The organism is Alkanindiges illinoisensis, assembly GCF_004377485.1.
GTDB lineage: Bacteria > Pseudomonadota > Gammaproteobacteria > Pseudomonadales > Moraxellaceae > Alkanindiges > Alkanindiges illinoisensis_A.
In genome coordinates, this window is the sequence record NZ_SNTY01000088.1 from 1 (window position 1) to 26,653 (window position 26,653).

30 protein-coding genes and 2 pseudogenes are annotated in these 26,653 nt (G+C 45.6%); 3 read left to right on the top strand and 29 right to left on the bottom strand.

Features of this window, described 5'->3' with window-relative positions:
• Window positions 1–129: 129 nt before the first annotated feature.
• Both E2B99_RS14010 and E2B99_RS14015 read left to right on the top strand, forming a co-directional pair.
• A pseudogene (locus E2B99_RS14010) lies at window positions 130–600 on the top strand (solute carrier family 23 protein); the annotation flags it as partial.
• A gap of 184 nt (window positions 601–784) precedes the next feature.
• A complete protein-coding gene (locus E2B99_RS14015; protein ID WP_134245903.1) occupies window positions 785–1,318 on the top strand; it encodes a DUF2058 domain-containing protein in 534 nt (177 codons plus the stop codon).
• A 158-nt stretch (window positions 1,319–1,476) separates the two neighbouring features.
• On the opposite strand, the gene pyrF is transcribed toward E2B99_RS14015, so the two are convergent.
• From pyrF to ung, 9 genes are all read right to left on the bottom strand, one after another.
• On the bottom strand, window positions 1,477–2,160 hold the full coding sequence (gene pyrF, locus E2B99_RS14020) for an orotidine-5'-phosphate decarboxylase (RefSeq protein ID WP_134245905.1): 684 nt from the start codon (window positions 2,158–2,160) through the stop codon (window positions 1,477–1,479).
• 35 nt (window positions 2,161–2,195) lie between these two features.
• Window positions 2,196–2,546 (bottom strand): lipopolysaccharide assembly protein LapA domain-containing protein, encoded by a 351-nt coding sequence (locus E2B99_RS14025; protein WP_134245907.1) that lies wholly within the window; start codon window positions 2,544–2,546, stop codon window positions 2,196–2,198.
• 27 nt (window positions 2,547–2,573) lie between these two features.
• Entirely contained in the window at window positions 2,574–2,882 is a 309-nt protein-coding gene (gene ihfB, locus E2B99_RS14030) for an integration host factor subunit beta (RefSeq protein WP_134245909.1), read from the bottom strand.
• Window positions 2,883–3,005: 123 nt separating this feature from the next.
• On the bottom strand, window positions 3,006–4,691 hold the full coding sequence (gene rpsA / locus E2B99_RS14035; protein WP_134245911.1) for a 30S ribosomal protein S1: 1,686 nt from the start codon (window positions 4,689–4,691) through the stop codon (window positions 3,006–3,008).
• A gap of 147 nt (window positions 4,692–4,838) precedes the next feature.
• A complete protein-coding gene (gene cmk, locus E2B99_RS14040; protein WP_134245913.1) occupies window positions 4,839–5,537 on the bottom strand; it encodes a (d)CMP kinase in 699 nt (232 codons plus the stop codon).
• A 31-nt stretch (window positions 5,538–5,568) separates the two neighbouring features.
• Entirely contained in the window at window positions 5,569–5,997 is a 429-nt protein-coding gene (locus tag E2B99_RS14045) for an SRPBCC family protein (RefSeq protein WP_026470581.1), read from the bottom strand.
• 101 nt (window positions 5,998–6,098) lie between these two features.
• Complete coding sequence (gene tadA, locus E2B99_RS14050; protein ID WP_276320947.1) at window positions 6,099–6,590, bottom strand: tRNA adenosine(34) deaminase TadA; 492 nt, start codon at window positions 6,588–6,590, stop codon at window positions 6,099–6,101.
• Between the two features lie 51 nt (window positions 6,591–6,641).
• Window positions 6,642–7,778 (bottom strand): enoyl-CoA hydratase/isomerase family protein, encoded by a 1,137-nt coding sequence (locus tag E2B99_RS14055; RefSeq protein WP_430981489.1) that lies wholly within the window; start codon window positions 7,776–7,778, stop codon window positions 6,642–6,644.
• Entirely contained in the window at window positions 7,760–8,464 is a 705-nt protein-coding gene (gene ung / locus E2B99_RS14060; RefSeq protein WP_134245917.1) for a uracil-DNA glycosylase, read from the bottom strand. The genes E2B99_RS14055 and ung overlap by 19 nt, the downstream gene beginning before the upstream one ends.
• Before the next feature lie 262 nt (window positions 8,465–8,726).
• Here ung and E2B99_RS14065 point away from each other — a divergent pair, with 262 nt between their 5' ends.
• Window positions 8,727–9,860, top strand: coding sequence for an HPP family protein (locus tag E2B99_RS14065; protein WP_134245919.1), 1,134 nt, complete (start codon window positions 8,727–8,729; stop codon window positions 9,858–9,860).
• 169 nt (window positions 9,861–10,029) lie between these two features.
• On the opposite strand, the gene E2B99_RS14070 is transcribed toward E2B99_RS14065, so the two are convergent.
• The 20 genes and pseudogenes from E2B99_RS14070 to E2B99_RS14165 form a co-directional block, all read right to left on the bottom strand.
• Window positions 10,030–10,632, bottom strand: a complete 603-nt coding sequence (locus E2B99_RS14070; RefSeq protein WP_134245921.1) for a 6-pyruvoyl trahydropterin synthase family protein — start codon at window positions 10,630–10,632, stop codon at window positions 10,030–10,032.
• 163 nt (window positions 10,633–10,795) lie between these two features.
• Window positions 10,796–11,803 carry a type II secretion system minor pseudopilin GspK gene (gene gspK / locus E2B99_RS14075; protein WP_134245923.1) on the bottom strand — a complete coding sequence of 336 codons (1,008 nt, stop codon included), beginning with the start codon at window positions 11,801–11,803 and terminating at the stop codon, window positions 10,796–10,798.
• A 14-nt stretch (window positions 11,804–11,817) separates the two neighbouring features.
• Window positions 11,818–12,615, bottom strand: coding sequence for a type II secretion system minor pseudopilin GspJ (gspJ, locus tag E2B99_RS14080; RefSeq protein WP_134245925.1), 798 nt, complete (start codon window positions 12,613–12,615; stop codon window positions 11,818–11,820).
• An 11-nt stretch (window positions 12,616–12,626) separates the two neighbouring features.
• The gene (gene gspI / locus E2B99_RS14085; RefSeq protein ID WP_134246073.1) at window positions 12,627–13,043 is read right to left on the bottom strand and encodes a type II secretion system minor pseudopilin GspI; all 417 of its coding nucleotides are present in this window, start codon (window positions 13,041–13,043) and stop codon (window positions 12,627–12,629) included.
• Between the two features lie 47 nt (window positions 13,044–13,090).
• Entirely contained in the window at window positions 13,091–13,702 is a 612-nt protein-coding gene (locus E2B99_RS14090) for a pilus assembly FimT family protein (RefSeq protein WP_134245927.1), read from the bottom strand.
• A gap of 101 nt (window positions 13,703–13,803) precedes the next feature.
• The gene (locus E2B99_RS14095) at window positions 13,804–14,415 is read right to left on the bottom strand and encodes a TetR/AcrR family transcriptional regulator (RefSeq protein WP_134245929.1); all 612 of its coding nucleotides are present in this window, start codon (window positions 14,413–14,415) and stop codon (window positions 13,804–13,806) included.
• Window positions 14,416–14,427: 12 nt separating this feature from the next.
• Complete coding sequence (locus E2B99_RS14100; RefSeq protein WP_134245931.1) at window positions 14,428–15,228, bottom strand: TatD family hydrolase; 801 nt, start codon at window positions 15,226–15,228, stop codon at window positions 14,428–14,430.
• Window positions 15,229–15,302: 74 nt separating this feature from the next.
• A complete protein-coding gene (locus E2B99_RS14105) occupies window positions 15,303–15,647 on the bottom strand; it encodes a PilZ domain-containing protein (protein WP_026470590.1) in 345 nt (114 codons plus the stop codon).
• A gap of 50 nt (window positions 15,648–15,697) precedes the next feature.
• Window positions 15,698–16,741: a DNA polymerase III subunit delta' gene (locus E2B99_RS14110; protein ID WP_134245933.1), complete on the bottom strand. Its 1,044-nt coding sequence runs from the start codon at window positions 16,739–16,741 to the stop codon at window positions 15,698–15,700.
• A gap of 37 nt (window positions 16,742–16,778) precedes the next feature.
• A complete protein-coding gene (gene kdsB, locus E2B99_RS14115) occupies window positions 16,779–17,540 on the bottom strand; it encodes a 3-deoxy-manno-octulosonate cytidylyltransferase (protein WP_134245935.1) in 762 nt (253 codons plus the stop codon).
• A gap of 62 nt (window positions 17,541–17,602) precedes the next feature.
• Window positions 17,603–18,640: a tetraacyldisaccharide 4'-kinase gene (gene lpxK, locus E2B99_RS14120; RefSeq protein ID WP_134245937.1), complete on the bottom strand. Its 1,038-nt coding sequence runs from the start codon at window positions 18,638–18,640 to the stop codon at window positions 17,603–17,605.
• Between the two features lie 105 nt (window positions 18,641–18,745).
• A pseudogene (gene msbA, locus E2B99_RS14125) lies at window positions 18,746–20,494 on the bottom strand (lipid A export permease/ATP-binding protein MsbA); the annotation flags it as partial.
• Window positions 20,494–20,919 carry an ExbD/TolR family protein gene (locus E2B99_RS14130; protein ID WP_134245941.1) on the bottom strand — a complete coding sequence of 142 codons (426 nt, stop codon included), beginning with the start codon at window positions 20,917–20,919 and terminating at the stop codon, window positions 20,494–20,496. The pseudogene msbA and the gene E2B99_RS14130, both read right to left, overlap by 1 nt.
• Complete coding sequence (locus E2B99_RS14135) at window positions 20,906–21,583, bottom strand: MotA/TolQ/ExbB proton channel family protein (RefSeq protein WP_134245943.1); 678 nt, start codon at window positions 21,581–21,583, stop codon at window positions 20,906–20,908. Before E2B99_RS14135 ends, E2B99_RS14130 begins: the two co-directional genes overlap by 14 nt.
• 70 nt (window positions 21,584–21,653) lie before the next feature.
• Window positions 21,654–22,556, bottom strand: a complete 903-nt coding sequence (locus tag E2B99_RS14140) for a ParB/RepB/Spo0J family partition protein (RefSeq protein WP_134245945.1) — start codon at window positions 22,554–22,556, stop codon at window positions 21,654–21,656.
• On the bottom strand, window positions 22,553–23,344 hold the full coding sequence (locus tag E2B99_RS14145) for a ParA family protein (protein WP_134245946.1): 792 nt from the start codon (window positions 23,342–23,344) through the stop codon (window positions 22,553–22,555). Before E2B99_RS14145 ends, E2B99_RS14140 begins: the two co-directional genes overlap by 4 nt.
• Window positions 23,345–23,577: 233 nt before the next feature.
• Window positions 23,578–24,201, bottom strand: coding sequence for a 16S rRNA (guanine(527)-N(7))-methyltransferase RsmG (gene rsmG, locus E2B99_RS14150; protein ID WP_134245948.1), 624 nt, complete (start codon window positions 24,199–24,201; stop codon window positions 23,578–23,580).
• A 176-nt stretch (window positions 24,202–24,377) separates the two neighbouring features.
• Window positions 24,378–25,082: an N-acetylmuramate alpha-1-phosphate uridylyltransferase MurU gene (gene murU / locus E2B99_RS14155; protein ID WP_134245950.1), complete on the bottom strand. Its 705-nt coding sequence runs from the start codon at window positions 25,080–25,082 to the stop codon at window positions 24,378–24,380.
• Complete coding sequence (locus tag E2B99_RS14160) at window positions 25,079–26,131, bottom strand: aminoglycoside phosphotransferase family protein (RefSeq protein ID WP_134245952.1); 1,053 nt, start codon at window positions 26,129–26,131, stop codon at window positions 25,079–25,081. Before E2B99_RS14160 ends, murU begins: the two co-directional genes overlap by 4 nt.
• 152 nt (window positions 26,132–26,283) lie before the next feature.
• Window positions 26,284–26,652, bottom strand: coding sequence for a hypothetical protein (locus tag E2B99_RS14165; RefSeq protein ID WP_134245954.1), 369 nt, complete (start codon window positions 26,650–26,652; stop codon window positions 26,284–26,286).
• Between the last annotated feature and the right edge of the window lies 1 nt (window position 26,653).

Genomic DNA, 26,653 nt, shown 5'->3' on the forward strand with positions numbered 1-26,653 from the left:
TGGGCGCACGCCTATGGAAACATTGCTTGATGGAAAACAGATTTGGGCTGAAAAGAATCTAGCTCAAATTTAACCTGACACTCATCATCAAAACGGGTAACTGTCAGATCAGGTTTGAGCTAGTACAGTTTAGTCTATGCACTTATTGGCGCTATTGTCGTTTTCGCTGGAACAAACTGGATTGAAAAAATGATGCCACCTGTAGTGACAGGTGCGATTGTCATGATTATTGGCTTAAATCTCGCGCCAGCAACTGTTGGCAGCGTGGCCAAAACTCTAGTAGCAGCACTGATAGCTATTGCATTAGGTTTATCCCCAAAATTTGGTGCCGTCATAAGTATTATTCGGGCAGCTATTTTAGGTGGCGCTTCTATTGTGGTTTTTGGCTTAATTACGGTTGCTGGTGCAAAGATCTGGATTAATAACCAAGTAGATTTTAATAATAATAAAAATCTGCTTATTGCAGCAGCAACATTAATTTTAGGTACTGGCAACTTTGCACTTCACATTGGAACATTTGACCTAGGTGGCATTGGCACAGCAACTTTTGCAGCGATCTTACTCAATGCATTTTTTAACCTAAAAAAAGAAGTTAACTAAAAAAATTAATTGAGTTAACGAAGGTGCAGTTTTAAAATAATTCTGTACCTTCACAATTAATAAACTACTGTAAAACAGCTTACGTTAAACTTATAAATAACCATTAGTTCACTTTAGAAATAATTGGCACTCAGCAAATTTTGCTAATATAACAAGCTGTTCTTTAAGATAAGGTAATTGCATCATGGCTAAAAATGCTCTACAGGCGCAGCTTTTAAAAGCCGGTTTGGTTGATACCAAAAAAGCCCAGCAAATTAATAAACAAAATCAGCATGCGAAGCGCACGGGTGAGCAAACTGATGCTGAGGTAAAACAGGCTCTTGCTGAAGCACAAAGAAAGAAATTACAAAAAGATCAGCAGCTGAATCTGGAAAAGCAGCGCGCTCTTGAAGAAAAAACGCTAAAAGCTAATATTATACAAATGCTTAAGCAGCATCGTCTTAAAGAAACTGATGGAGATATAGCTTATCAGTTTGTTGATAATGGCAAGATTAAAAAGATTTATATTACTCAAAAGCTTTATGATCAGATAGTCGCTGGCCATGTTGCCATTGGTCGTCTGGAAGATAGTTATGCCCTGCTCCCACGACCACTGGCTGATCGTATTAATGAAAAAATGACAGGATTTATTGTTGTGGCTAATACCAAGAGTGAGAAACAGATGGATGAGGATGATCCATATGCTGCTTATGTGATTCCAGATGATTTAATTTGGTAAGTAATTTATCTGGTTATAATTTGGGTTAGTGGATTTAATTTATTAATTTTTTAGAAAACTACACTAGGATATTAAATTAGTTTCTTATTGTGATAGAAAAATTAAAAACCGCTATTCCACAAAAGAATAAGCGGTTTTTTATTTAATCATTATCAAAGCTACTGAATAGACTGATAAATTTCTATAAGTTTTTGTTGAGGGTTATCAGCCTTGGTAATCGGACGACCAATTACCATATAGTCCACGCCATCCTGAATGGCCTGTTGCGGTGTAACAATGCGTTTTTGATCATCTGTAGCGCTATCAGCTGGCCGAATCCCAGGAGTTACCAATAAAAAATCTGGCCCCAATTGAGCTCTAAGAATTTTTGATTCCTGTGCCGAGCACACCACACCATCTACCCCACAGGATTTTGTTAAAGCTGCCAGTTTAACCACCTGCTCTGCTGCATTAGCCTGAATGCCCAGCTCATGAAGATCGTCGTTACTCATGGAAGTAAGCACGGTAACGGCAATAAGATGGGTATTGTAATTGCCCTTTTTAAGTCTTGATATCGTGGTTTCCATCATTTCACGGCCACCACTGGCATGAACATTAACCATCCATACCCCGAGATCAGCGGCTGCCAGTACGGCTTGTGCTGTAGTATTTGGAATATCATGAAATTTAAGGTCAAGAAATACATCGAACTGCCGCTGATGTAACTCCTGAATAATCTGGGGTCCAAGCCGTGTAAATAACTCCTTACCGACCTTAAGGCGGCATAATTTCGGATCCATCTGATCTGCCAGACTTAAGGCATCACGCTGGTTATTGACATCAAGGGCAACAATAATACTCAAAATCGTATCCAAACATCAGGCAATAAAAAAGCCCATTATAATGGGCTTTTGTGTTGAGCGGGAGTTACATCGACTACCGATTTTTCCTGCTGTGCAGCAATTGCAGCGGCACTTGCAGCCTGAATTTGCTGTTGTCTTAAAATATCAATTTCACGATTCAAGCGCTGGATCTCCCAGTTACGTTGAAAGACCTTGAATAAGACAACACCCAGCAAGAGTCCAACTACAATTCCTAATATCAGGGTTAATAGCAGTAATAAACCCACTCTCATGGTTGGAACTTGAGTAAATAACAGATCAACAGGTAGCTCAGTACTATTTTGCAGGACCAATGCAAGCGCATAGCCAAAAATAATGATAAGCAAGACTATTAAGACATAGCGCATTGCATTCTCCAGCTGAAAATTTATATCTTATTTGGAATTTAAGGGATCGTTCACTGCATCACGCAGTGCTTTACCAGGTTTAAAGTGTGGCACTGCTTTAGCTGCTACTTTTACAGAATCACCAGTTTTTGGATTACGGCCTACACGGGGATCACGATGATGCAAAGCAAAACTGCCAAAACCGCGGATTTCGATTCGGTTGTTGGTGGCCAAAGTACCAATCATTTGATCCAGCATGGTTTTAATGGCCTCTTCAACAACAGCTTCGGAAATGTTGGGTTGCTTACCAGCAATCCGTTCTATGAGGTCAGATTTATTTAAAGCATTCGTTGTCATGATTAATCTCTTAGAAATTCAGATAGTTAATCATAGCAGTTTTTTATAATAGTTCGGTAGCACGAGTATTATCACTGTGCTACCGAATGCAACTTTTTATTAAAAGTAAGTGCTAATTCTCACTTACTTGTTTTGAGCTGCCTTGATCAGGTCGCCCAAAGTCTTAGGACCAGCGTCCTGGTTACTAGCAGCTGGGCTGGTAGTACGCAGATTATTGATGGCTTCACGCTCTTCCGCTTCATCTTTTGCCTTGATAGACAGGTTGATGGTACGGGATTTACGGTCAACATTAATAATCTTGGCTTCGATTTCCTGACCAATGCTTAAGTGCTTGGTCGCATCTTCAACGCGGTCACGATTGATTTCAGAAGCTTTCAAGGTTGCTTCGATGTCGTCAGCCAGTTTCACAGTAGCGCCACGGGCATCAACTTCAGTAATCGTACCTTTAACCAGAGCACCGCGCTCATTCTTGGACAGATAGTCATTGAATGGATCGTTGTTCAGTTGTTTTACGCCAAGGCTGATACGGTTGCCTTCTGCATCAACTGACAGGATAACGGCTTCAACAGTGTCGCCTTTCTTGTAACGACGGATGGCTTCTTCGCCAGCTTCGTTCCAGGAAATGTCAGACAGGTGAACTAAACCATCAATACCACCAGGCAGGCCAATGAAGATACCAAAGTCAGTGATTGACTTGATAGTACCAGACACTTTTTCACCTTTTTCATGGTTCTTGGCAAACTCTTCCCATGGATTAGCACGAGTTTGTTTGATACCCAGAGAAATACGACGACGCTCTTCGTCCACTTCCAGAACCATAACATCAACTTCATCACCAATCTGAACCACTTTGGATGGATGAATGTTTTTGTTGGTATGATCCATTTCAGATACGTGTACCAGACCTTCCACACCTTCAGCGATTTCTGCAAAGCAGCCGTAGTCAGTCAGATTGGTTACGCGTGCCTTAACAATGGAGCCTTTTGGATAACGGCTCATGATTTCTAACCATGGATCAGAACCTAATTGTTTCAGGCCCAAGGATACACGGTTGCGCTCGCGGTCAAACTTCAGGACTTTAACAGTCACTTCCTGACCAACTTCTACCACTTCAGATGGATGCTTGATGCGTTTCCAAGCCATGTCAGTGATATGCAACAGGCCATCAATGCCACCCAGATCAACGAATGCACCGTAGTCTGTCAGGTTTTTGATTACGCCAGTAACAACCTGACCTTCTTCCAGTTGACCCAGCAGTGCTTCACGCTCTGCAGAGCTTTCGGCTTCCATAACCGCACGACGGCTTACCACAACGTTATTGCGCTTGGCATCAAGCTTGATAACTTTGAACTCGAGATCCTTACCTTCCAGGTGAGTCGTATCACGGATAGGACGGGTATCTACCAGAGAGCCAGGCAGGAATGCACGAACTGGACCGATGTCCACAGTGAAGCCGCCTTTAACCTTACCAGAAATAACGCCGGTAACGATTTCGCCATCTTCAAAGATTTTTTCAAGTTTGGTCCAGGTTTCAGCACGCTTGGCTTTTTCGCGAGACAATACAGTTTGACCCATACCGTTGTCTAACGCTTCAACCACGACGTCAACGGAGTCGCCAATAGCAACTTCCAGTTCACGCTGATCGTTTAGAAACTCTGAACGCGGCACTACACCTTCAGACTTAAGACCGGTATCAACTGTTACCCAGTCGCTGTCGATGTTTACTACGGTGCCTTGGATCACTGCGCCTTTTTCGACGTCAAGATTTAATTGGCTTTCTTCAAATAAGGCGGCAAAAGATTCCGTCATGGTATACCTTGTTGGTTAGTGAAGCCGTCCTGGATCAGTCAGGTACGGGATTAAGTGAGATAACCTGCAATGACCCTGAATCTGATCAATCATCGCGGCTATCATAAAAAAACTGTACAACTGGTTTAAGCTGGCACCAATAACAGGCTATGGTGAATTGACTGTAGTCTGATATCTGCTGTCAATATAATCAATGAGTGTTTTGAGCACTTGATCAATTGTCAAAACTGAGCTATCAATAACCAAGGCATCATGCGCTGGTTTAAGCGGCGCAACGGTTCGTTCCATATCGCGCTTATCGCGAGTCTGTAGGTCAGCTAAAATGGCATCAATTTTAGCATCTACCCCCATATCCTGCAACTGTTTTACACGACGGCCTGCCCTGGCCTCTGCACTGGCAGTCAGATAAATCTTGGCAGGGGCGTCCGGAAACACCACAGTTCCCATATCACGGCCATCAGCCACCAGTCCCGGCGCTCTGGCAAAATCGCGTTGACGCTTGAATAAGGCTTCACGCAGACTTGGAATTACCGCCACTTTGGACGCCATACTGCCCACTTCTTCGGTACGGATCTGGTCAGTAACATCCTGACCATTTAGCAAAATCTGTGTACCCTGATTATCCTGAACAATAAACTGAATATCCAGTGAAGCTGCAAGGTGTTCCAGTGCAGGCAAATTTAATGGTTCCTGCAACAGATCAGCCTGATAAGCAGCCAGTCCCAGCAATCGGTACAATGCACCAGAATCCAGAAAGTGGTAGCCATAATGGCGGGCCAGTTTTCCGGCAAGTGTTCCCTTGCCCGAACCACTTGGCCCATCAATTGTAATCACAAAAACAGACATGCAATAATCGCCTTATAACCTGAAATTCGCTTTATAGCTGGCGCGCAATTTTTGCAAGACCTACACCAATCGCAACTTTTAGACCAGCCAGAACAGGTAATGACATTAAAGGTAGTTTGCCAGTGAGTTCAATCTCATAAGTCAGCAAAGTACCACCGTCAATAGTAGTAAATTTAAGCCGCCCTACATGATGTTTAATTAAAGGATTGCCAATTAACTTATATTCAATTAACTGATTTGGTTCTAGCGTGATGATTTGCTCTTTAATTGGCTTAACAGGGCCAAAACCCATCTGGCGCACAGAACCCAGACCATCCGGGTTTTGTGGATCAGCAGAATCCTTAATGCGCTCTACCTGTACTGGCCAAAACGCATCATTATAAATACTGTGTTTGGAAAATGCCTCAAAAACCTGTGCAGGCGATTGTTTAAATTTTTGTTGAACGGTAATTTTTGCCATAGCATCGATCTGTCGTAAAAAAATTGCCTTAGCCTATCATAATTTTTTTATATTGCTGGGTTTTTCAATAATTGTTAACAATCAGAGGGTTGTTTGAAATGTTATTTTTGACGACGTGCTGCAAAAAATTGCTTCAGTATTTGTTGTGACTGTTCAGCAAGAACACCACCCTCAAAACTGAAAAAATGGTTATAAAAGCCACTTTGCATCAGTTGGCGGGCGCTAATCAGTGAGCCAGCGCGAGGCTCTGATGCAGCAAATACCACATGCTGCACCCGGGCATGAATCAAAGCACCGACACATTGGGTGCAAGGTTCAAGGGTCACATACAATGTGGTATTAAGAGGCAACCGATAATTTTGCAAGCGCTGGCATGCGTCCCGGATCGCACAGATCTCAGCATGCGCAGTAGGATCATGCAATCCAATGGGCTGATTAAAACCTGAGCCGATGACCTGCTCATGATGAACCAGTATTGCCCCCACTGGCACTTCGCCATAGCTTGCTGCCTGCTGGGCCAGTTGTAAGGCTTGTTGCATCCAGTACGCATGCTTATCCGCTGGCGTACTATTATGGAAATCTACCTCAGCCAACAATGTACTATACCCAGTCTGCCAAATCGCGGCCCTTAAATATGATGAACATCAAACCACATCAAACTTTTGCAGGATTTCCATCCATTCCGGATCATCAGCTACTGGGACGGTTCCTAATGCTTCTTTTAAGCTATTAAATGACTTGGCCTGCCATGACGGTGATAAATCCTTATCTACCAGACGGGCACGTACCCCTTCATTAAAGTCAGGATGCACAGTTTTCCATTCAGCCAGCGTTTTTTCCAGTTCAAACACACGTGACCATGCCGGTGCTGTTTTACCCCATTGCCACAATAGCCAGGTTAGCGCAGCCGTAGAGGGCGAGCCTTTAGCCAGATTCTCACCTGCCTGACGCAGCCAGTCACTGCGGGCTTCCATCAAGCTAGTGATGGCCTGATAGTCCTGCATAAAACTTTGTCCACGGCAAACACTGTGAATCACATCCAGTGAATCCTGCAAAGGTCCAGCAGACAGTGGGCGATGCAGCGCATCCAGTGTGTCATCAATAGCGCGGAAAGACCCGGCAGGATAGGCGTCCCAGTCGATCTGGGTAAGACGGACCAATACTTCCTCACGGGTTTCGCCACTGATATGGGTTGCCCAGCCAATAGTATAGGCGCCTGACGCACTCATGATAGAGCCAGTTAGACCCAGAAACAGGCCTATCGCCCCACGTTCTGCCAGAAAGCGTGTAGCACCCACATCTGGATACAGGCCAATGTTGATTTCTGGCATTGCCAGTCGTGAATAGGGTGTTACTAGCCGAAATGGAGCAGCCATGAACAGCCCCATGCCGCCGCCCATTACATAACCTTCTCCCCAGACCACGACAGGCTTCGGATACTGGTGCAAAGCAAGGTCAAGTGCATACTCTTCTTTAAAAAAACCATGCGCGGCAGTAACTTCATCATTAAGGATAAGTTGCCGCAATTTGCGTACATCACCACCGGCACAAAATGCTTTGGGTGTAGTGCTATCGAGCCAGATGGCTGTGGTCTGCTCATCGGTTTTTAAGGTTGCAAATACATCCAATAATGCTTTGGCCAACGCTTCATCCAAGGCATGCAAGGATTTTGGACGATTCAGGCGTACCAGCGTCCAGCCATTGCCAATGTGTTCTACAATTAAGTCTGGATGCTCAGTTAGGTTTATCATGTAGTGATTACTCATTCGTCCAATTGCCATTGAATAGGTGCTTTTCCATGCTGGCTCAAATACTGGTTTGTTTTTGAAAACACTTTACAGCCAAAAAAACCACCCCGATTGGCGGCCAATGGTGATGGATGGGCCGCCTTTAAAATTAAATGTTTGCTGCTATCAATGCGCTTGCCTTTACGCTGTGCGTAAGCACCCCATAAAATGAAAACCGTATGTTCGGTCTTTTCATTAATGACATCAATAACACGATCTGTAAAATCTTCCCAGCCTTTATTCTGATGAGACGTTGGTGCGCCTGCATTGACTGTCAATACGCTGTTTAGGAGTAATACACCCTGCCGGGCCCAGCCGGATAAATCACCATGTCTGGCAGGTGGAACGCCCAGATCGTTATACAGTTCCTGATAAATATTTTTCAAGGAAGGCGGTAGTGGAACCCCGCGCTGCACTGAGAATGACATGCCATTAGCCTGATTAGGCCCATGATAAGGATCCTGTCCTAAAATCACGACTTTGACTTCATCAAGCGGGGTGGTATTTAGTGCACTAAAGATTAAAGGACTAGGCGGATAAATAACCTGTTTTTCCTGCTTTTGCGTGGATAAAAAATCACGCAGCTGCGTCATGGTATCGCTAACCAGAATATCAGTGAGAGGCTGCTTCCAGCTCGGATCAAGCTTTACCCGGTCCAGTATGGTCTCTTCCTGATTCACTGCGCTCTCCCTTTTACTTCAATGATTTTTCACACAAATGCAGTGCTTTTTTTAGCACTGTAATTATACCTTTAAATCAAGCTTAATAGGCTTAAAGCCTTTGAAAATACCACTCTATTGTTATTTTTTGTTCAAGAAATCAGCATCAATAACCATGTGAGCCTTAATATTAGTGTTTTTTCTAACTGTTATCAGTAAATATGTACGACAAATATATATTTATACCCTTAAAATCTAAACATTGGAATACAGGCTATGACTTTTGAAGAACTCAACCAATCTTACTTTACGTTATCTACTGTCAAATCTGGGAATTAGTTTTAATCAGGTTAAACCAAAAGAACAGGCCTTTAGCGCACTTGGCGCATTTCTGGGTTTATTGTTGTCTTCATTAGTCAGTCATCTGGTACTGGGATCGGTTAATCCCTGGTTTGTGGCGCCAATGGGTGCCTCGGCAGTATTGTTATTTGCAGTACCAGCAAGTCCTTTAGCACAGCCCTGGTCAATTCTGGGCGGCAATCTGGTGGCCAGTCTGATCGGCGTCTGGGCAGCCCATACATTTGTAAATATTAATCTTGCCTTGAGTGTTGCAGTTGGACTGGCAATTTTTGTGATGATTGGCCTGCGCTGTCTGCATCCGCCCAGTGGTGCCATTGCCATGACTGCCGTACTGGGCGGCCCTGCGGTATACGAACTGGGATATGGATTTGCCCTGTGGCCTGTGGCGATCAATTCGGCGCTCATGTTGCTTGCGGCACTGCTGTTTAACAATTTAATAGGTCGCCGTTATCCGCATCCATCCATACAGCAGGATGTTAAAACCCATGTTACCAATCCCCTGCCCAGTGACCGTCTGGGTGTGACATCTGAAGATTTTCAGCAAGTGATGAACAAGCATGCCGAGTTGCTGGATATTAATGCCAGTGATTTAAAAGAGCTCATGTTTGAGGCGCAGCAACAAGCATATCAGCGCATTACAGGAAATGTCCGCTGTCAGGATATTATGACCAAAAATGTCTTATACCTAAAAGCCGATGATTCACTGGTCACTGCCCTGTCCTTGTTTGAACAGAACAACCTGATGAGTCTGCCTGTACTCAATGAGCAGCATCAACTGGTTGGAAGCCTATCGGTTTATCATCTTATGCAGATTTATGATGGCTATGTGGGATTTAGAACTCATCTGGATGGTCCGGCGCAGTATGTGTATCAGGTGATGGAGCGCAAGGTATTTACTGTGAAAGCTGACCAGCCTTTAAGTGATTTAATTCCTTTCTTTACTGATAAAGGTTTTCATTATTTACCTGTAGTGAGTGATGAACGCAGGCTGGAGGGTATTATTGGCCGTGCTGATGTCATTGCTGCTTTGTTTGAATTACAGGTTAGTCGTGAATAATTGTGCATAGATCAGATGGAATAAATTTTGGTAATATTTAAATTTACACTAGGATATTATGCTAGTAATTATCTTTAATTAAAATATGCTGAATTCAATGACATGGATTCAGCAATAATAAGAAATATAGAGCTTAGTAAAACTGGCTTATAGCGGCTTAATCCTCAAACTAAGCCTGTAAAACAACCTGCGGAGTCACTTCAGGATTTAAAAAGCTAATGCCCTGCTTAAGTTGTTCATACATCTGGGGATTAGCCCATTCCTGCTGAACCTGTTCAGAAAATTCAATCTCTTGCAGGGTTAACAGGCCCATTTGCACATTTTCAATGTCTTCCCGAAAACACTGTGCATAACCCGTGGCCGTTTCGTGCACAATCACAGAATGTACCTGTACATCGCCTTCTCCATTCTGGGTGGTGGTTTGTTGAAGCACCTGATCTGCCAGAAAAAAGAAAACGCGGGAAAACTGTTCTGCCGAGGGTGATACTGGCAAGCTGATCCAGCGCGCGCTATAAGTTTTGCAGGCCTCTATATAGCCTGCATCATCCTTGCTCCAGAAACAGATGGCATGATCAAAGCTATCAATCAAATCCTTGATAACCCCTTTTAATAAACCAAAGTCATAAACCATTTGGCCATGATCCAGTCTGTTGGCAGATAAAATCAGCTCGACCTGATAGCTATGACCATGAATAGAACGTCGGCAACGGTCAGAGGTACAGTTGCGTACAATATGAGCATTTTCAAACTTGAAAAGTTTGCGGATAAGCATTGTTGTTAATCCTGTGATTTACCCTGCAAAAAGCCAGATGACTAATTAGGATGATTATAAGTCAATTTTAGTGCTTATGCGCAGGGATTCATGGCTGGTTTGTTGCTGGTCATTTGCACAACTTTATGAGTCAATTGATTAGGCAAAATAATCCCACATAAAGCTACTGCTTGATGGCCTGCTGCAAAAGCTCCAGTGCATTCTGGCTACTGCTGGCCAGCGCTGGAATTGGCATCTGATGACGCTGATAGGCCATCACATTTTCGCCCTGACGATACAGGTTACTGGTTAAGTAGCGTTTGCGGCCTGATAAGCTCACAATAATCTGCGCCTGAAAGAATTCACTTTGTATAGCCAGCAATCGGTCTATGTTCTCTGCTGGTGTGTCCGGCTTTTTCGCAATTTTAAATGCTGGTTGTGTCCATAGTGTTCCGACCTGATCCAGATATTGCATCCCCTGATCTCGCTGATTAACCCACTCTTGCACCTGACTAATTTGTAGATCATCACTTATGGCACTTAGCAGCATGGCAGACGCAGTATTGACATTTATAGGGCTAAAATATGGTACTGCCGTAATATAAGGGGCAATTAAGTCATAGCTGCGCTGATCAAACCCACGCACTTGCCGTAATTCCTCTACCTGTAAAAAAGGCCGGTTAGCTGCCACATAACCCGGCTGCTGCCCCAGATAAAAGCTGTCTTCTGCGCCCATTGCACCAGTGACGGTGTCATCCGGGTCCTGCCAGTCCAGCACACTTTGAGCCAGCTCTGGCGCCAGGCCGACTCGCTTGAGCAAGCGTCCCAAAAATTCAAAAGCCTCTTTATCGGGTGCGCCATCATGGTAAAGATTATTCAGGTTAAAGCGCGCAGACTGATCCAGTAAACGGCCCGTTACCGTCCCATCCTCAACTGGAAAAGGAGGAAGTGGCTGCGCCCATTGCTCACTCAGGTTATCGTTATTTTTGCTGTTTCTGGCATCATTGATTAAAAGTTCAGATAAAAAGTATTCACCAGATTTGGCATAAATCCAGGCCTGATCCTGTCGCAGCAAAATACTGCCTTCCTGAAGCATACGCTGTTGCTGGTTTAAAATGCCCATCGCCATAATACTGGCGATGACGACCATAAACAGAATAGTCAGTAAGGCAACACCACGCTGGTTCTTCACGTTAATCCTGATCCTTAATCATTGCTGGCTTGGTTGCCATTTCCAGTACTAGTGTCCTGCTGGCTGTTTTGTTGATTGGTTGGCGTATTATCTGTGCCATTATTTGTCTTTGAACCTGAAGCCAGTGGTTCTGGCAGTTTTTTAACCAGACTAAAACGCCATAATATTGGCTTGTCATTAAGAGTGAACTGTACCTGAATTCCCTGCGGCAGGCGGTTATCCCCTTGCGGCATTTTAGTATTATCTGTTGTATCCACCAGATTATTTACAGGTGGCCAGAAATCCGTTGGTGCTGGTTCAAGAGCCTGCACGCTAAAATTACTGATATTTGTTAGCAAGACACTGGTTGGTGGAGTCTGGGGACGCGACTGATCTGGATTACGATAGCTGGTACGGATTAGGCGTTGCTGGCTGGAATCATATTGATAAGTAACCCGTTCAAGACTGCTGATGCTGCGCAATGTTGGATCAAATGCGCCCATGCGGGTAAAGCTGATTTTATTGTCTGCAATCACCAGCGCAGGTTCGGTAGAGGCCGATTGTCTGGCAGGGCGTGCCACCATTTGGCTAAAATCACGCAGCATCAGGGTATAACTGCTTTGCAATGCAGACAAGCGCTGAGTATGAATCTGGTTACGCTCACGCACTTTGATTAATGCATCAAAAACTTTCCAGCCAGCCAGTGCAAGCACGGCAAAAATGGCCAATGCAACCAGCACTTCAATCAGGGTAAAACCGGATGCTGGGTTGCGTGGCTGATTCAACTGGCAACATGCGCTGGACTCCGTAAAACGCGGGGTATTTGGCTTCATAAACTAATCTTTTAATTCTGGCTAGAAGCCACGGGGCGCTGTAAAAACGCCACAATACTGGTGACTGGGGCAGGCTGCTTTCCCCGATCCTGATCGCCCAGTGGTGCGACCCGGATTTCTATCCGCCGTACACTGTCACTAATCGTATTATAGACCTGATGCGATACCAGCCAGCGCTGACCCTGTTCATCCACTGTTTTTTCACCGGTTCCTTCAGGCCATGCACCGTTAATCTCCAGTTCAGCCAGCTCATTCATTGCAACAAAATGCGCAAATGTGCGGTCATTCATTTGCCCAATACTTTGCGTGTAATTCATGCCAATTTTGGTCACTGCAATGGCTGCAACTGCAAAAATGGCCAGCGCCACCATCACCTCAAGCAGTGTAAATCCACGCGGTTTCCTAGTTAAAAGTACAGGTAAAGGCATAGCCAAGGATTTGGTCCTAAGAGGTTTTAAAAGCGGAAAATGTTTCATCAACTTCCCTGCTCAGTATCAGAAACCATCCCGGTACTATTGATATAAATCGGATTGCCGATGGGCTGATTATTAAAAATTAGTTGCAGGCGCGCTGGTTTGACCTCGCCATTACCAAACCAGATTAAGTCCGGGGATTTTTGATCCATCAAACCTTCTGGGCCATCGCGCTGTGGTGAATTATCCATACTCCTGATCTGTAAAACCGCGTTTTCATTCAAGCTTCGGGTTTTAAATGCTTCTACCGGCTGCCACAGCGGCTTTTTTTGCTGTGTGACCATCGCCTGACCAGTTTGCTGGTCAGTTTGTGGCGGCTGATATTCTGCAAAAAAATAACCAGCGGGTTCAGTCACCGTAGCTGAGGTGGTAATCAGGGCAAACACTCGTGCCTGATCCGCTGATTCCAGCCGCACCACATTAAGGTCATTAATCAGTTGATCTCGCTGCTGCATCAGCTTGCGCTGTTCAACCCCGCTAATGGAAACCACCACCAGCCCGGCAAAAACACTCATAATGACAATAACCAGCATTAGCTCAATCAGGGTAAATCCCCGCTGTGAGTAGCCATGCTGTGAATAACCAGGGTTCATATTATCGGGAGTTACACGCATAAAGTGCGATACTCAAAATCTTGTAATCATTAAGATGAATTGATGCTGATGGCCCATTTGTTTAATTCTGTTGAAATATCCCTGCACAGATACAGCCGAATTTAACTGCTTTTAACCTGCTTAAACTGTTGTGGCATGGCTAGCATCTGGTCAATAACAGCCACCCGAAATGTATCACGTGAGCCAAGATAGCGCTGGTAAAAACTGGAATTGAGCATGGATGCGGCGCCTTGAGTCATTGACCAGATGGCTGCCAGATAATCACGCACTGGCATAGTGCTGCCAATGCCTTTGAGATAATTGTCAGTGATACCAATAATCAGGCGCAGGCGCTGCTTGCGTATACGGTACAGCTGGTTAAACAAAATTCCCAGCCCCTGAGCACCAGCAGACAAACGCTCCTCAATCTGGTGAAATAGCACTGTACGCTCTGGATGATGCAAATGATGCAGCATATAAAACACCAGACGGGCCTGAAAATCGCCCTGATTATCCCGTACCATGTCCAGCAGTGCCTGTTCATTACGGATAATCAGTAGCAGATACAGTTCATCCTTGCTCTGAAAATGTTTGTATAACGTGCCCTTAGCCAGATCAAGCTCTAGCGCTAGTGCATCCAGCGTCATGCCCATTTCACCACTTTCCAGTAACAGGCGCTCAGCCACATCAAAAATCAGGGCTTCACGGGCGCGGAACTGTGCTTGCCGGTCCATTGCATCTGCTCCTTAAATCTTCTGCTGCTTGATCGTGGTAGAGTGTCTTGCCAATAGCTGTTCAAAATTATGGCTGGTAATCCGGCCCAGCTCCTGCTGGCTAATTCCGTGTACATCGGCAAGCGCCTGAGCCACAAAAGGCAGATATAACGGTTCATTTGGCTTACTGCGATACGGCATGGGTGCCAGATAAGGACTATCAGTTTCAATCAGGACGCGATCCATAGGCACTTGTCTGGCCACTTCACGCAAGGACTGTGCATTTTTAAAACTAATGATGCCGGAAAAGGAAATATAATAACCCAGATCCAGTGCTGCCTTTGCAGTCTCCCAATCTTCAGTAAAGCAATGCAAAATACCATGACTGGCCTGCTCGGCGCGCATGACGTCAATGGTGTCATGCTTGGCATTACGGGTATGAACAATGACAGGTTTGCCTAGCTGCTTGCCTGCTTCAATATGTCGTGCAAAACAGTCTTTCTGGGCTGGAATATGATCAGTGCTATGATAAAAATCAAGCCCGGTTTCCCCAATCGCCCAGACCTTTGGATCTTGTGCCAGCTTGCAGAGCTGCTCGACACTGGCACGTGCCATCATGTCCGGGTCTTCACAGGGATGCACACCTACGCTGTAGCCTACATCTGCATGCTCACTGGCAATTGCTTGCAATACTGGGCAATCATCCAGATCAACTGCAACAGCCAGAAATCGGCTAACGCCTGCTTCCCGGGCAGCTTGCAGGGCGCGGTTAAGATCGCCGTCATAACGGCTTAAATCCAGACGATTTAGATGACAGTGCGAATCGATATACAACTTAGGTTTTCCGTAATTTAAGATTAAGTAGCGACGATTAGCTAAATATTAGCCAGAACTTACTTAGCGAAAATTTATAGGGTAAATGTCGGGTTTGCTGAACTGAGCTTTCCGGCCAGCAGTTTTTCTGCGGCATTCTTGAATTTAATGCCTTCTTCACCCAGTAGCTGAATGGCAAAACCGGCAGGACGTGCGCCTGAAGCGCGGTGGGAAATCCAGATGACCTTACCGGTTAGCGGAATACGCTCGGAGGATTCAGGCAAGCTGGTGACCACAAAAACATCATCGCCTAATACCACAGGACGGTTACTTGGAATAAAAAGGCCGCCGCCTAGTACAAATGGCATATAGCACGACTGTAAATTGGAGATTTCGCGGATTGGAAAATTAATAATCCCGCCTGGACGTGGTGGTTGCATTATCACTCCTTTTGAAAATGTTTGGACCACTCATGCATAAGACCAGTGCATCAATCATGTAAATTCATGAGTTGCATCATTAAGCTATCATATACCAAACTGGATTGAATATTCTGGGTTTGTCCATGAATTGCGCTTAAAATTTGTTGTTGCAGGTTAAATAATTGCTCAATGCTGATACTTTTTATAATGGGTGTAAAGTTTAAATCAGTCTGACGTACGGGCTGGTTCAAGTGAGCCGCAATCGCATCCCGAATCATCCATTGTAGTAGGTTTAGCCATTCTGACAGGCTCAGACGTTTTTGCCAGTTGCCAGACAATGTCACTGGCGATAACCGTTGCTCCAGCAATTTTTGCCAGTCATGAATCCAGTCCTGTCGTGCTAGAAATTCAGGCTGCTCTGCCATGACTGATGCTGCCAGCGGTGCACCGCCACTGAGGTTAAGCAATAACTGGCTCTGCGCCGGATCAAAGTTGCCGTTAGCAGCTAAATATGCCAATGCCTGCTGATGAGTTACCTCACCGACACGATATTGTTGCAAGCGACTGCGAATGGTTGCTGGCAACTGTAAAGGCTGGTCACTCACCAAGATTAAAGTAACCTGCTCTCCGGGTTCTTCCAGTGTTTTAAGCAAGGCGTTGGCAGCGGCACTATTCAGGTTTTCCGCAGGCTCGATGATGATAACCCGCCAGCCCTTTCCAGTTTGCTGTACAAATGGCATCAATTCACGAATCTGGTCAATCTTGATAAACTGGCTTAGTTTGCCCTTATTGTCTACTTCCGGTGAAATCCGCAGCAAACTTGGATGCGTTTCTGCTTTTAGCCACTGGCAACTTGAACATTCCCCGCAGGCATGCTGATGATTATCGATTGAACTGCGATTTAGGCAAAGTAACCATGCGGCCAACTGGTCTGCAAACTGACGCTTGCCGGTTCCCGGTAGGCCACTAAGCAAAATCGCATGCGGTATTTTAGGAAACCGTGATACAAGCCTTTGCCAGGGTTCTTGTTGCCAAGGCAGGCGTGACGCAAAGTAATGCTGTCCTTCTGGCGCTGACCCGGTAGTTACCGCTGTCTGTATCTTTTTAGCCATAAATAAAATTTACTGTCAGTGACAATCCATATAATGATCAGGCAAAGGCAGAAATGTCCAGCGCCTGCAAGCGCGCCAAGTCTTCTGGCGTATCAACCCCGGCAGGTAATGAAACCTCTGCTGTCGCGATGGCAATGCGGCGGCCATTTTCCAGTACCCGCAATTGTTCCAGACTTTCCAGTTTTTCAAGCTGACCCATTGGCCAGTTAACGAAGTCTTGTAATAACGCTACCCGGTAAGCATACAAACCCAGATGACGCATGGCCTGCGCTGGCACCGTATGAACTCCTTGTGCAAACGCATCACGGTCCCACGGTAAAGGCGCGCGACTAAAATATAAGGCTTGGTTGTGTGCTGTTGTAACCACTTTGACAATACTGGAACGGGTAAATTCATCCAGCGTATGGATTGGTTCACATAAGGTCGCCATGGCACAGTCTGGCTGTCTCTCCAGCAGTCCTGCCACCTGTTGCACCAGTTGTGCTGGTAATAATGGTTCATCGCCCTGAACATTGACCACAATATCATCCCGGTTCCAGCCGCGGATACGTGCCACTTCACTTATACGGTCTGTACCTGATGGATGTTCGGGACTGGTCATGACCACAGCAACTCCCGCCTGCTGGCAAACCTGTGCAATTCGCTCATCATCGGTTGCCACACAAATATCATCAAAACCTTCTACCTTGTGTGCCTGATCAACCACACGCAAGATCATGGGACGGCCATGAATTTCCAGCAAAGGCTTACCGGGCAAACGTGAACTGGCAAAACGGGCAGGAATAACAAGGTGTTTCATGGTGATTTCTCGCTATTTTATTTCATTATTCAATATTGCTAGTTGGCTTTCAATTTTCCTACTCAAGCTTTGTCCAGATTAGGAATGCCAATATTAAGGTCTTTAAGCTGCTGTAATAACAGCTCATAGCAGGCCTTTGAAAGCTGCGCCTGTACAGGCAATATCCAGATGTCTTTTTCAGGCAGTAAATGGGCGAATCGCTGAATCTTTACCGCATCCTTACTGGTGATAATAATGGGTAAATGCTCATCAAAATCCAGATCCGATGGCTGATAGTCATGATGATCAGGAAAAGCATGTTCTATTAGTTCAAAGCCCAGCTCTTTTAAACTATTAAAAAAACGCTGCGGCACACCAATCCCGGCAACTGCATGTACCCTGGCCCCGGCTTGCGGTCTAGGATTTAAGCCAGTTTTTGCTGTGCCTGCCTTGGTGGTAGTTATTAATGGCAGTAAAGCACAGGATTCAAGCTGCATGGTTAAATCGGTTTGTGCTGCCTTGCCGTGTTCAATCACTGTAGCAGTTTGCAAGCGACTGGCTGGTTCACGTAAAAAACCGGCTGGCAGCAATTGCTGATTGCCCAGGCCACGGTCTACATCCAGCACGATCCACTCCAGATCACGTTGCAAGGCCAGATGCTGCAAACCATCATCACTTAAAATCAGGTCTGGTATCGTGTGTTGTAGTATCAATTCAATGGCTTGCTGCCGATTGGGGCTGACTGCCATCATCACACCGGTTTGCTGCACAATCAGTACAGGTTCATCACCTACATTGTCGGGTGTGTCATCATCTTCCACAATGCGGGGAAACGGTCCTTGTCCGCCATAACCCCGGCTAATTACGGCAACATTCAGGCCAAAATAATGCAAAAAATTAACCAGTTCAATAATCAGTGGTGTTTTACCACTACCTCCCACCGTAATATTGCCAATAACCATTACGGGTACAGGCGCGCGGTAGGACTTTAAGATTTTCTGTTCATATAAATAGCGACGACAGGAGATTGCCAACCCATACAGGCCAGATAAGGGCCGAAGTAGATTCAGCCATGCGGACTGCGTGGCCCAGGCCTGAGTAAAACGCTGATCAAGCTGCATGACAAAAACTACTGTTCAAATAAATCATGGGGCTGGCTTAGCACTTGGAATAATTGCATCAGAATCAGCCTGATCTTCTGTGCCAAGACCGATATCCAAATCATGGTCAAAATCACGCTGGTACATCTGGGCATACAACCCATTTTTGGCCAGCAGTTCTTCATGCCTGCCCACTTCCATAATTCTGCCTTTATCCATTACCACAATACGGTCAGCCTGCTCAATGGTCGACAAGCGATGGGCAATTACAATGGTAGTGCGGCATTTCATGGCATTTTGTAAAGCGGCCTGAATATAGTGCTCGGATTCATTGTCCAGCGCACTGGTGGCTTCATCCAGAATCAGGATTGGAGCATCCTTAAGCAAAGCCCGGGCAATCGACAAACGCTGACGTTGTCCGCCTGATAAGCTATTGCCTTGCGAGCCCAGGATTGTGTCATAACCTTGTGGCAGTGCCATAATAAAATCATGGGCATATGCTGCTTTAGCCGCTGCAATGATTTCCTCATCTGTTTTGCTGGCCAATTGGCCATAGGCAATATTTTCACGCACCGTACGGTCAAACAGAATCACCTGCTGGCTTACAGTGGATACCTGACTCCGTAAGGCAGACAGCTTAATATCCTCAAGGGCAATATCATCCAGTGTGATTTTTCCGCTAGTCACAGGCTGGAAGCGCTGTAACAGATTTACCAGTGACGTTTTACCTGCACCGGAACGCCCCACCAATGCGACCGTTTCACCTGCCTTGATTTGCAAGTTAAAATTTTGGATAGCCATTTTGTTGTCAGCATCCTGACTATAGCGCAAGCCCACCTGCTCAAAACCAATTTTGCCGGTTAATACCGGGGATTGCGTGCCACTATCTTGCTCTGAAGGCATGTCAATAATGTTAAAAATCGAATGGGCAGCAGCCAGACCACGCTGAATTTTTTCATTCACATCAGTGAGCGAGCGAATCGGTCTGCTCAGCAATCCCGCTGCTGTCAGGTAAGCCACAAACTCACCTGCGGTAGTATCCCCCAGAATTTCCGGGCGCAGGGCAATCCAGATCACAATGGCCAGTGCAATGGCCATGAACACCTGAATAATAGGCGTACTAATGCTGGCAGTGATTACCAGTTTTAGCCCACGCTTTAAATTCAGTAAGGAGAAGCGTTCAAACCGCTGGCTTTCAAACGTTTGCCCCCCATAGCTTTTAACCACGCTATAACCATTAATAGCTTCCTGAACCACATGATTGACATCGCCCATGGTGGCCTGCATTTCACTGGACAATTTGCGCATGCGCTTACTGGCACGCCGCACCAGAAAACCAATGACCGGGGCAACAATTAGCAAGGACAGCGACAGTCGCCAGTTGGTATAAAACAGATAGCCCAACAGCCCTATCACCACTAAACCATCACGCAAAATGGTCTGGGTGGCTTCAGTCGACGCTGCAGTAACCTGTTCCACGTTGTAGAGGATTTTTGAAGTGATATGCCCGGTTGAATTCTCAATATAATAGCTGGGAGGCAGTTGAAGGAACTTGTTAAAGACTTCCTTGCGCAGGTTAAATACCAACCCCCGTGAAATATAGGCCAGAAAATAGCTGCCCATCACTGAGCCGATCCCACGAATAAAAATCAGCAGTACCACTAGAAATGGAAACAGGTTACGGGCCGAATGGTCATTATTATTGATGGCATCAATAATAAACTTGATCAGCTTGGCAACAGAAACTTCAGTACCGGCATTGATGGCAAAACCAATTACAACCAGTACGCCTGCCCACCAGTAGCCTTTTAAATACGACAGTAAGCGTAAGTAAACCTTGAAGTCCTTTGATTTGTTCGCTTCTGCCTGATTCACTAGGACTGACCTCGATGTGGCACACGTGTGCTGATATTCAAATTAACAAAACCCAGCTTGCCGGCAACATCCATCACCTGTACCACGGATTGGTGGCTGGCCTTGCCATCGGCAGCAATAGTAAACGGCAAATTGCGTGCATTGCCTGCCGCTTGCTTGATGGCTGCAATTAGCTCGGCTTCGTTGTTACTGCTTAAGCTCAAGCCATTCACCAGATACTCACCATTAGGCTTGACTACCACCTCAATCTTTTGCTGACGGTTATCAGGTGGCACCCCAGAAGCTTCGGGCAATACCAGATTAAGGCGGCTATATTGATTAAACGTGGTTGAAACCAGCAGAAATACCAGTAAAAACAACAGGCAATCAATCATCGGGGTGAGATTGATCTCAATTGGCTCAATTTTGGGTTTACGAAGCCTCATAATGAAGCCCTTGATCCGGATGCTGCAAGTGATCATTCACACTCAGGTGTGATGGCTTAACGTCACTATAAAATAAAATATTGATGAGCTGGTTGCCTTGGGTTTCGAGCTGCATGGCAATATCAACGATCTTACGCTGAAAATAACGATAGGCGATTAAAGCCGGAATCGCAACCACCATGCCAGCTGCCGTGGTAATTAACGCCTGCGATATCCCTGAAGCCAGCATGGCTGGATCAGTTACACCGCCTGCATTAACTGCCATAAATGCTTCAATAATACCAATCACCGTACCCAGCAAGCCTAGCAATGGCGCAATAGCCCCAATGGTGCCCAGAAAATTCAGGTTTTTTTCCAGCAAATGCACCAGTTCATTGGCACGGGTTTGCATCTGGTTTTCAGTAAAGTTAAAGCCATGTGGCTGGCTTTCAATGCCCGTAGCCAGAATATTACCAAGCACACTCTGCTGTTTGAGTTGACGTAGTGCCTGAGCATTGAAGGTACCAGCCCGTAGCTGCTTGCTGATCTGACTGGTTAGGCCGGCTGGCGCAATTTTTTGCAGACGCAGACGAATTGCCCGCTCAATAATAATGGCACACATGGCAATTGAACAAATCACCAGCGGTAGCATTAGCCATCCACCCGCTTTTACCATTTCCCACATGACAATACCGCTCCTGAAAAATCCCTTTAAGACTTAAACCCAAACTCTTACCAGCAATGAATTTGCAAAATTATTGCGGATCGATAACCGCTAAAATTCCTTCAAGTTCATCCAGCGTATGATAACGGATGACCATTTTGCCTTTGCCCTTGTTGTTATGATCAATCTCAACCTGCGCACCAAATCGCTCGGATAAACGACGGGTGAGCTGCTCAATATCTGCTGATGCCTGAACTTTTGGCTTGGTTGCTGGCGGATTGAGCAAATCGCGAATCAATTGTTCAGTCTGGCGCACTGACAGCACTTTTTCGACAATGGTTCTGGCCACCACAATCTGGTCTTTGCTTTTTAAGGAAAGCAAAGACCGGGCGTGCCCCATGTCAATATCACCATGATCCAGCATGGTTTTTACATCGTCATGCAGGCTAATCAGGCGCAATAAATTGCTGACAGTAGTCCGGGCCTTGCCGACAGTATCTGCAATTTCCTGATGGCTCATGCCAAATTCATCATGGAAGCGTTGCAGTGCTACAGCCTGCTCCATCGGATTTAGGTCTTCACGCTGGATATTTTCAATCAGGGCCAGTGCAATAGCCAGCTCATCGGGAATATCACGTACCAGTGCAGGGATATGCGTTAAACCAGCGAGTTTTGCCGCACGCCAGCGGCGTTCCCCGGCAATAATCTCAAAGGGAACCTTGGCCTGTTCACCTAGACGGCGCACCACAATCGGCTGCATGATGCCATGCTTTTTGATGGAATCGCTCAGCTCGGTGAGTTGCTCATTGGCAATTTCACGTCGGGGCTGATAGATGCCGCGCTGCAACTGGCCAACCTCAATATGCTGCAACTGTCCTTGTTCAGCACTATTACTACTGATAGTGCTGTTTTCAACGTCCTGCGTTACCTGGCGAATGGAGCCTAACAAGGCATCCAGACCACGTCCCTGAGCCAATCCCCGCTTCTTGGTCATGCCGGTTTTCCTTGTGCTTTTTTCTGTTTTTTGCCTTGCTTCACCAGTTCAGCCGCAAGGTTCAAATAAGCAATGGCCCCCTTGGAGCTTTTTTCATAAAACAAAATGGGCAAACCATGAGCCGGCGCTTCAGCCAGACGCACGTTACGGGGAATCACCGTTTCAAATACCTTCTCGCCAAAATGCGCCACCAGTTCGTTGGAGACATCGTTGGTTAGCGTATTGCGCGGATCATAAATGCTACGCAGCACGCCACGAATCTGAAGTTCAGGGTTTAAGCTGTGATTAATGCGGTCAATCGTGTTGGATAAATCAGCCAGACCTTCGAGCGCATAATACTCACACTGCATGGGAATAATCACTCCACCAGCGGCACACAAGGCATTTACAGTAATCAGGTTAAGGCTGGGCGCGCAATCAATCAGGATATAATCATAAGCATCGGCAATGCGGTTAATTGCATCTTTGAGTACATATTCGCGACGGTTTTTTTCAGCCAGATTTAGTTCAACACCAGCCAGTTCACGATTGGCACCAATCAGTTTATAGCCGGTTTTGGTGGTTAAAATGGCCGCTTCAATCGGTGCATCTTCCAGCATCACATCAGTGGCACTAAAACTCAGCTCGTTTTTTTGTACACCGGAACCCATCGTGGCATTGCCTTGCGGATCAAGGTCAATCAGTAATACCCGTTTTTTCAGTACAGCCAGTGAGGCTGCCAGATTCACAGCGGTCGTGGTTTTTCCTACGCCGCCTTTTTGATTGGCTATGGCTAGAATGTCGGTCATAAGTGCTCTATGTTATTGCGCAAATCATGTCAATGCAGGCAGTCTGTTTCAATAATAGTGAACAATGTCACCTGCAAATTGTCAGGCATTTAAACTGCCTATTAAAGCATTTTTAGCCTTGTATTTGTATGCCTGAATGCATCTTGTGAAAATCACGGTTATGTTTATCGCATGAATACAGTTAAATTAAGCCCTTAAATTCAGGTCAGACCTATTTCAGGACATCAGCACTTTTAGGACAACAGAATCAAATGCCGCTGCTCGTTTAGCTTAGGCACCTGCAAGGCAATAATCTCTTGTTTATATTGTGACAATTCCGCAAGTTCCTGTTCAGGAACAACGCCTTTCATCGCAGCAAAGTAACCATTTTTAGCTAAAAACGGCTGTCCTAGGGTGACAAAATCATTGAGTGCAGCAAATGCGCGGCTGGTCACCACATCAAACTGGCCCAGTTGCTCAAAAATGGCAGTGTCTTCCACCCGGGTCTGTACTGGTTTGGCATTAGCCACTTTCATGTCCGCGCTAATCTGTCTTAAAAACCGGATTTTCTTGCCATTACTGTCCAGCAATACACATTCACGCTCTGGCTCAACCAGTGCAATAATAAAACCGGGCATGCCGCCGCCTGTACCAATATCCAGCAAGCGGCCCTTGGGCAAGTGTGGAATAATACTCAGGCTGTCCAGCAAATGCTTGACCAGCATTTCCTTGGGATCACGGATTGCAGTCAGGTTAAAGGCTTTGTTCCATAGCACCAGCTGGTCCTGATACTGCAACAAGCGGTTTAAGGTCGCCTCTGGCAAATCCAGCTTTAAGGCCTGAACACCAGCTTGCAAATCACGAAACAAGGAATGCATGACGAGGCTCACTTCTAGTGATTAATAACAATTGATAAACAGGTGCATCATAGCAATTTATTGCTGCATCAGTGGGCTTACAATACATAAACCCTCGCCAATCCTGTATTTTTCAGACAGTTTTTAAGCAACCGGTTAAATTTACTGCTGCACTGAAAGGTGTAAAATTAAATCGCTTAAATTTGCTGTTGCCGGATTTGCTGATCCAGTAGGTTTAGGCGCTCGGGTGTACCCACATCCACCCATGCACTATTCATCTTGGTGCCGCTCACCAGTCCCTGCTGCATGGCCTGCCGTAATAATGGCGCAAGGGGACGTTTGCCACTAGGTAGATCATCAAACAACTGGGGCGACAATACACTTAAGCCGGAAAAAGTCAGCTTTTGTGCGTTTGTTTGAATTAGCGTTGGCACCTCTGACTGATCGACATACACACGTTCCCCAGCCAGTACAAAATCACCATGAGGATGTTGCGGCGGATTGTCCACCAATACCAGATGAGCAAGATCATCAGTTAAAGAATGCATAGTGAGCTGGCTATAATCAAAACGTGTCCATACATCACCATTGACCAACACAAATGGCTCATTCCCTAAAACCGGCAATGCCTGAATAATGCCGCCTGCGGTTTCCAGCGCCTCACTTTCCACCGACCAGTGAATATTGATCCCAAATTCGCTGCCATTCCCTAATGCATTCATCAACTTTTCGGCAAGCCATGCACAATTAATGACAATGTCAGTAATTCCAGCTTTTTTAAGCGCTTCAATGTGCCAGACAATTAGCGGTTTGCCACCTACACTCAGCAACGGCTTAGGGGTGTCCAGCGTTAATGGCCGCATGCGAGTACCTAGACCTGCGGCCAGAATCATGGCTTTCATATAAGCAAGCCCTCAACGACTGCACGGCTTTCGGGTTGCTGTTGCAAAAAGGCAGGTAAAACGCGTTGCTGTACAAAGGCTTCAAATGCCTGTAACTCGGGATAAGGCTTAATTTCCTGCAACAAATAATGAAATACCAGCGGTAAGTCTTTCATATAACCGGTTTTGCCATCACGCAGATTAAGGCGAATAAAAATGCCCAGCACTTTTAAATGACGCTGCGCCGCCATAAAGTCAAATTCACGGGCAAAATCATTCAAGGTTTTAGAAGTGGTCTGAGAGGCTGGCAAGTGCTGCCAGAAATACTGCATCCATTCGTTTACGCGACTAGCTGGCCACTGCACATAGGCATCACGCAAAATGGAAATCAGGTCGTAGGTATAAGCACCCACCACGGCATCCTGAAAATCAATTACGCCCAGTTCTTGTTTAACTTCCTGCTCCTGTTGCAGCACCATCAGGTTGCGGCTGTGGTAATCACGATGCACTACCACCTGTGGCTGAGCCAGCGCGGTATTGGCCAGCAAGCGATAGGTTTCTTGCAGCAGTTGCTGCTCGTCTGACGTCAACTGAAGATTCAGGTATTGTTCAACAAACCAGTGATCAAACAGGGACATTTCCTGCATCAGCTTGTCAAAGTCATAGGCAGACAATGGCTGCGCTGGATCATTGACAGGCAATTGCTGTAACTGTAATAGCTGATTCATGGCCTGACGATAATACTGATCTACCGTATCGTCATTCAGCACTTGCGATAGCAATGTGTCCCCAAAATCTTCAAGCAGAATAAAACCCTGACTTAAATCCTTTGCAATGATATGCGGCACCCGTACTCCATGTGTATCCAGCCACTGGTCAATTGCAACAAAGGGCTGGCTATCTTCCTTCTCTGGTGGTGCATCCATCAGCATATAAGTTTTTGCTTTGCTGTGAATCCGTGCATAGCGACGGAAACTGGCATCACCTGCCAGCGGATGAATCGTCAGTTCCGTATCATTTAATTGTTGTTGTACCCAGGTAGTCAGTGCTTGTTCACGCGGCAGGCCCATAGAAACAATCCAGTAAAAGCAGGTCAATAAAATAGTGCCGTGAGTTTAGCGAGTTGCATTATTTTTCTCTAGTGCTGCAATAGACAGATAGAATTATACCTGCCAGAACTTATTTTATTTTTTAGGTGACTTGCTTTTGAACCCTTCTGCGTTCAAACCCTTTTTTCCTCAAACCACTGCTGGGCAGGTTGATTAAAAAACAGTAAATAAATGGAATAAATATTTAAAGGAATATTGATGAGCAAATCGACCTTGTCCAGCAACGTCACCTGAATTTCACTGCCAGCCGCCAGTATAAACAGGATCGATAACACAAATAATGCCGTAAATACAAAGCGGCTTATATTACTTTTGCGTGCCAGCTTATAGGGAATCAGGCACATCAATACATTAACCACTAAAGCAGTAATCAAGTCGTTAAGGCTAATATCACCAAGAAACCGTTGAGCAATACTCAGCAGCATACTGATAATCAGGGAAATCCAGATGAGCTTGATGGCAATATTAACGGTCTTTGGCATT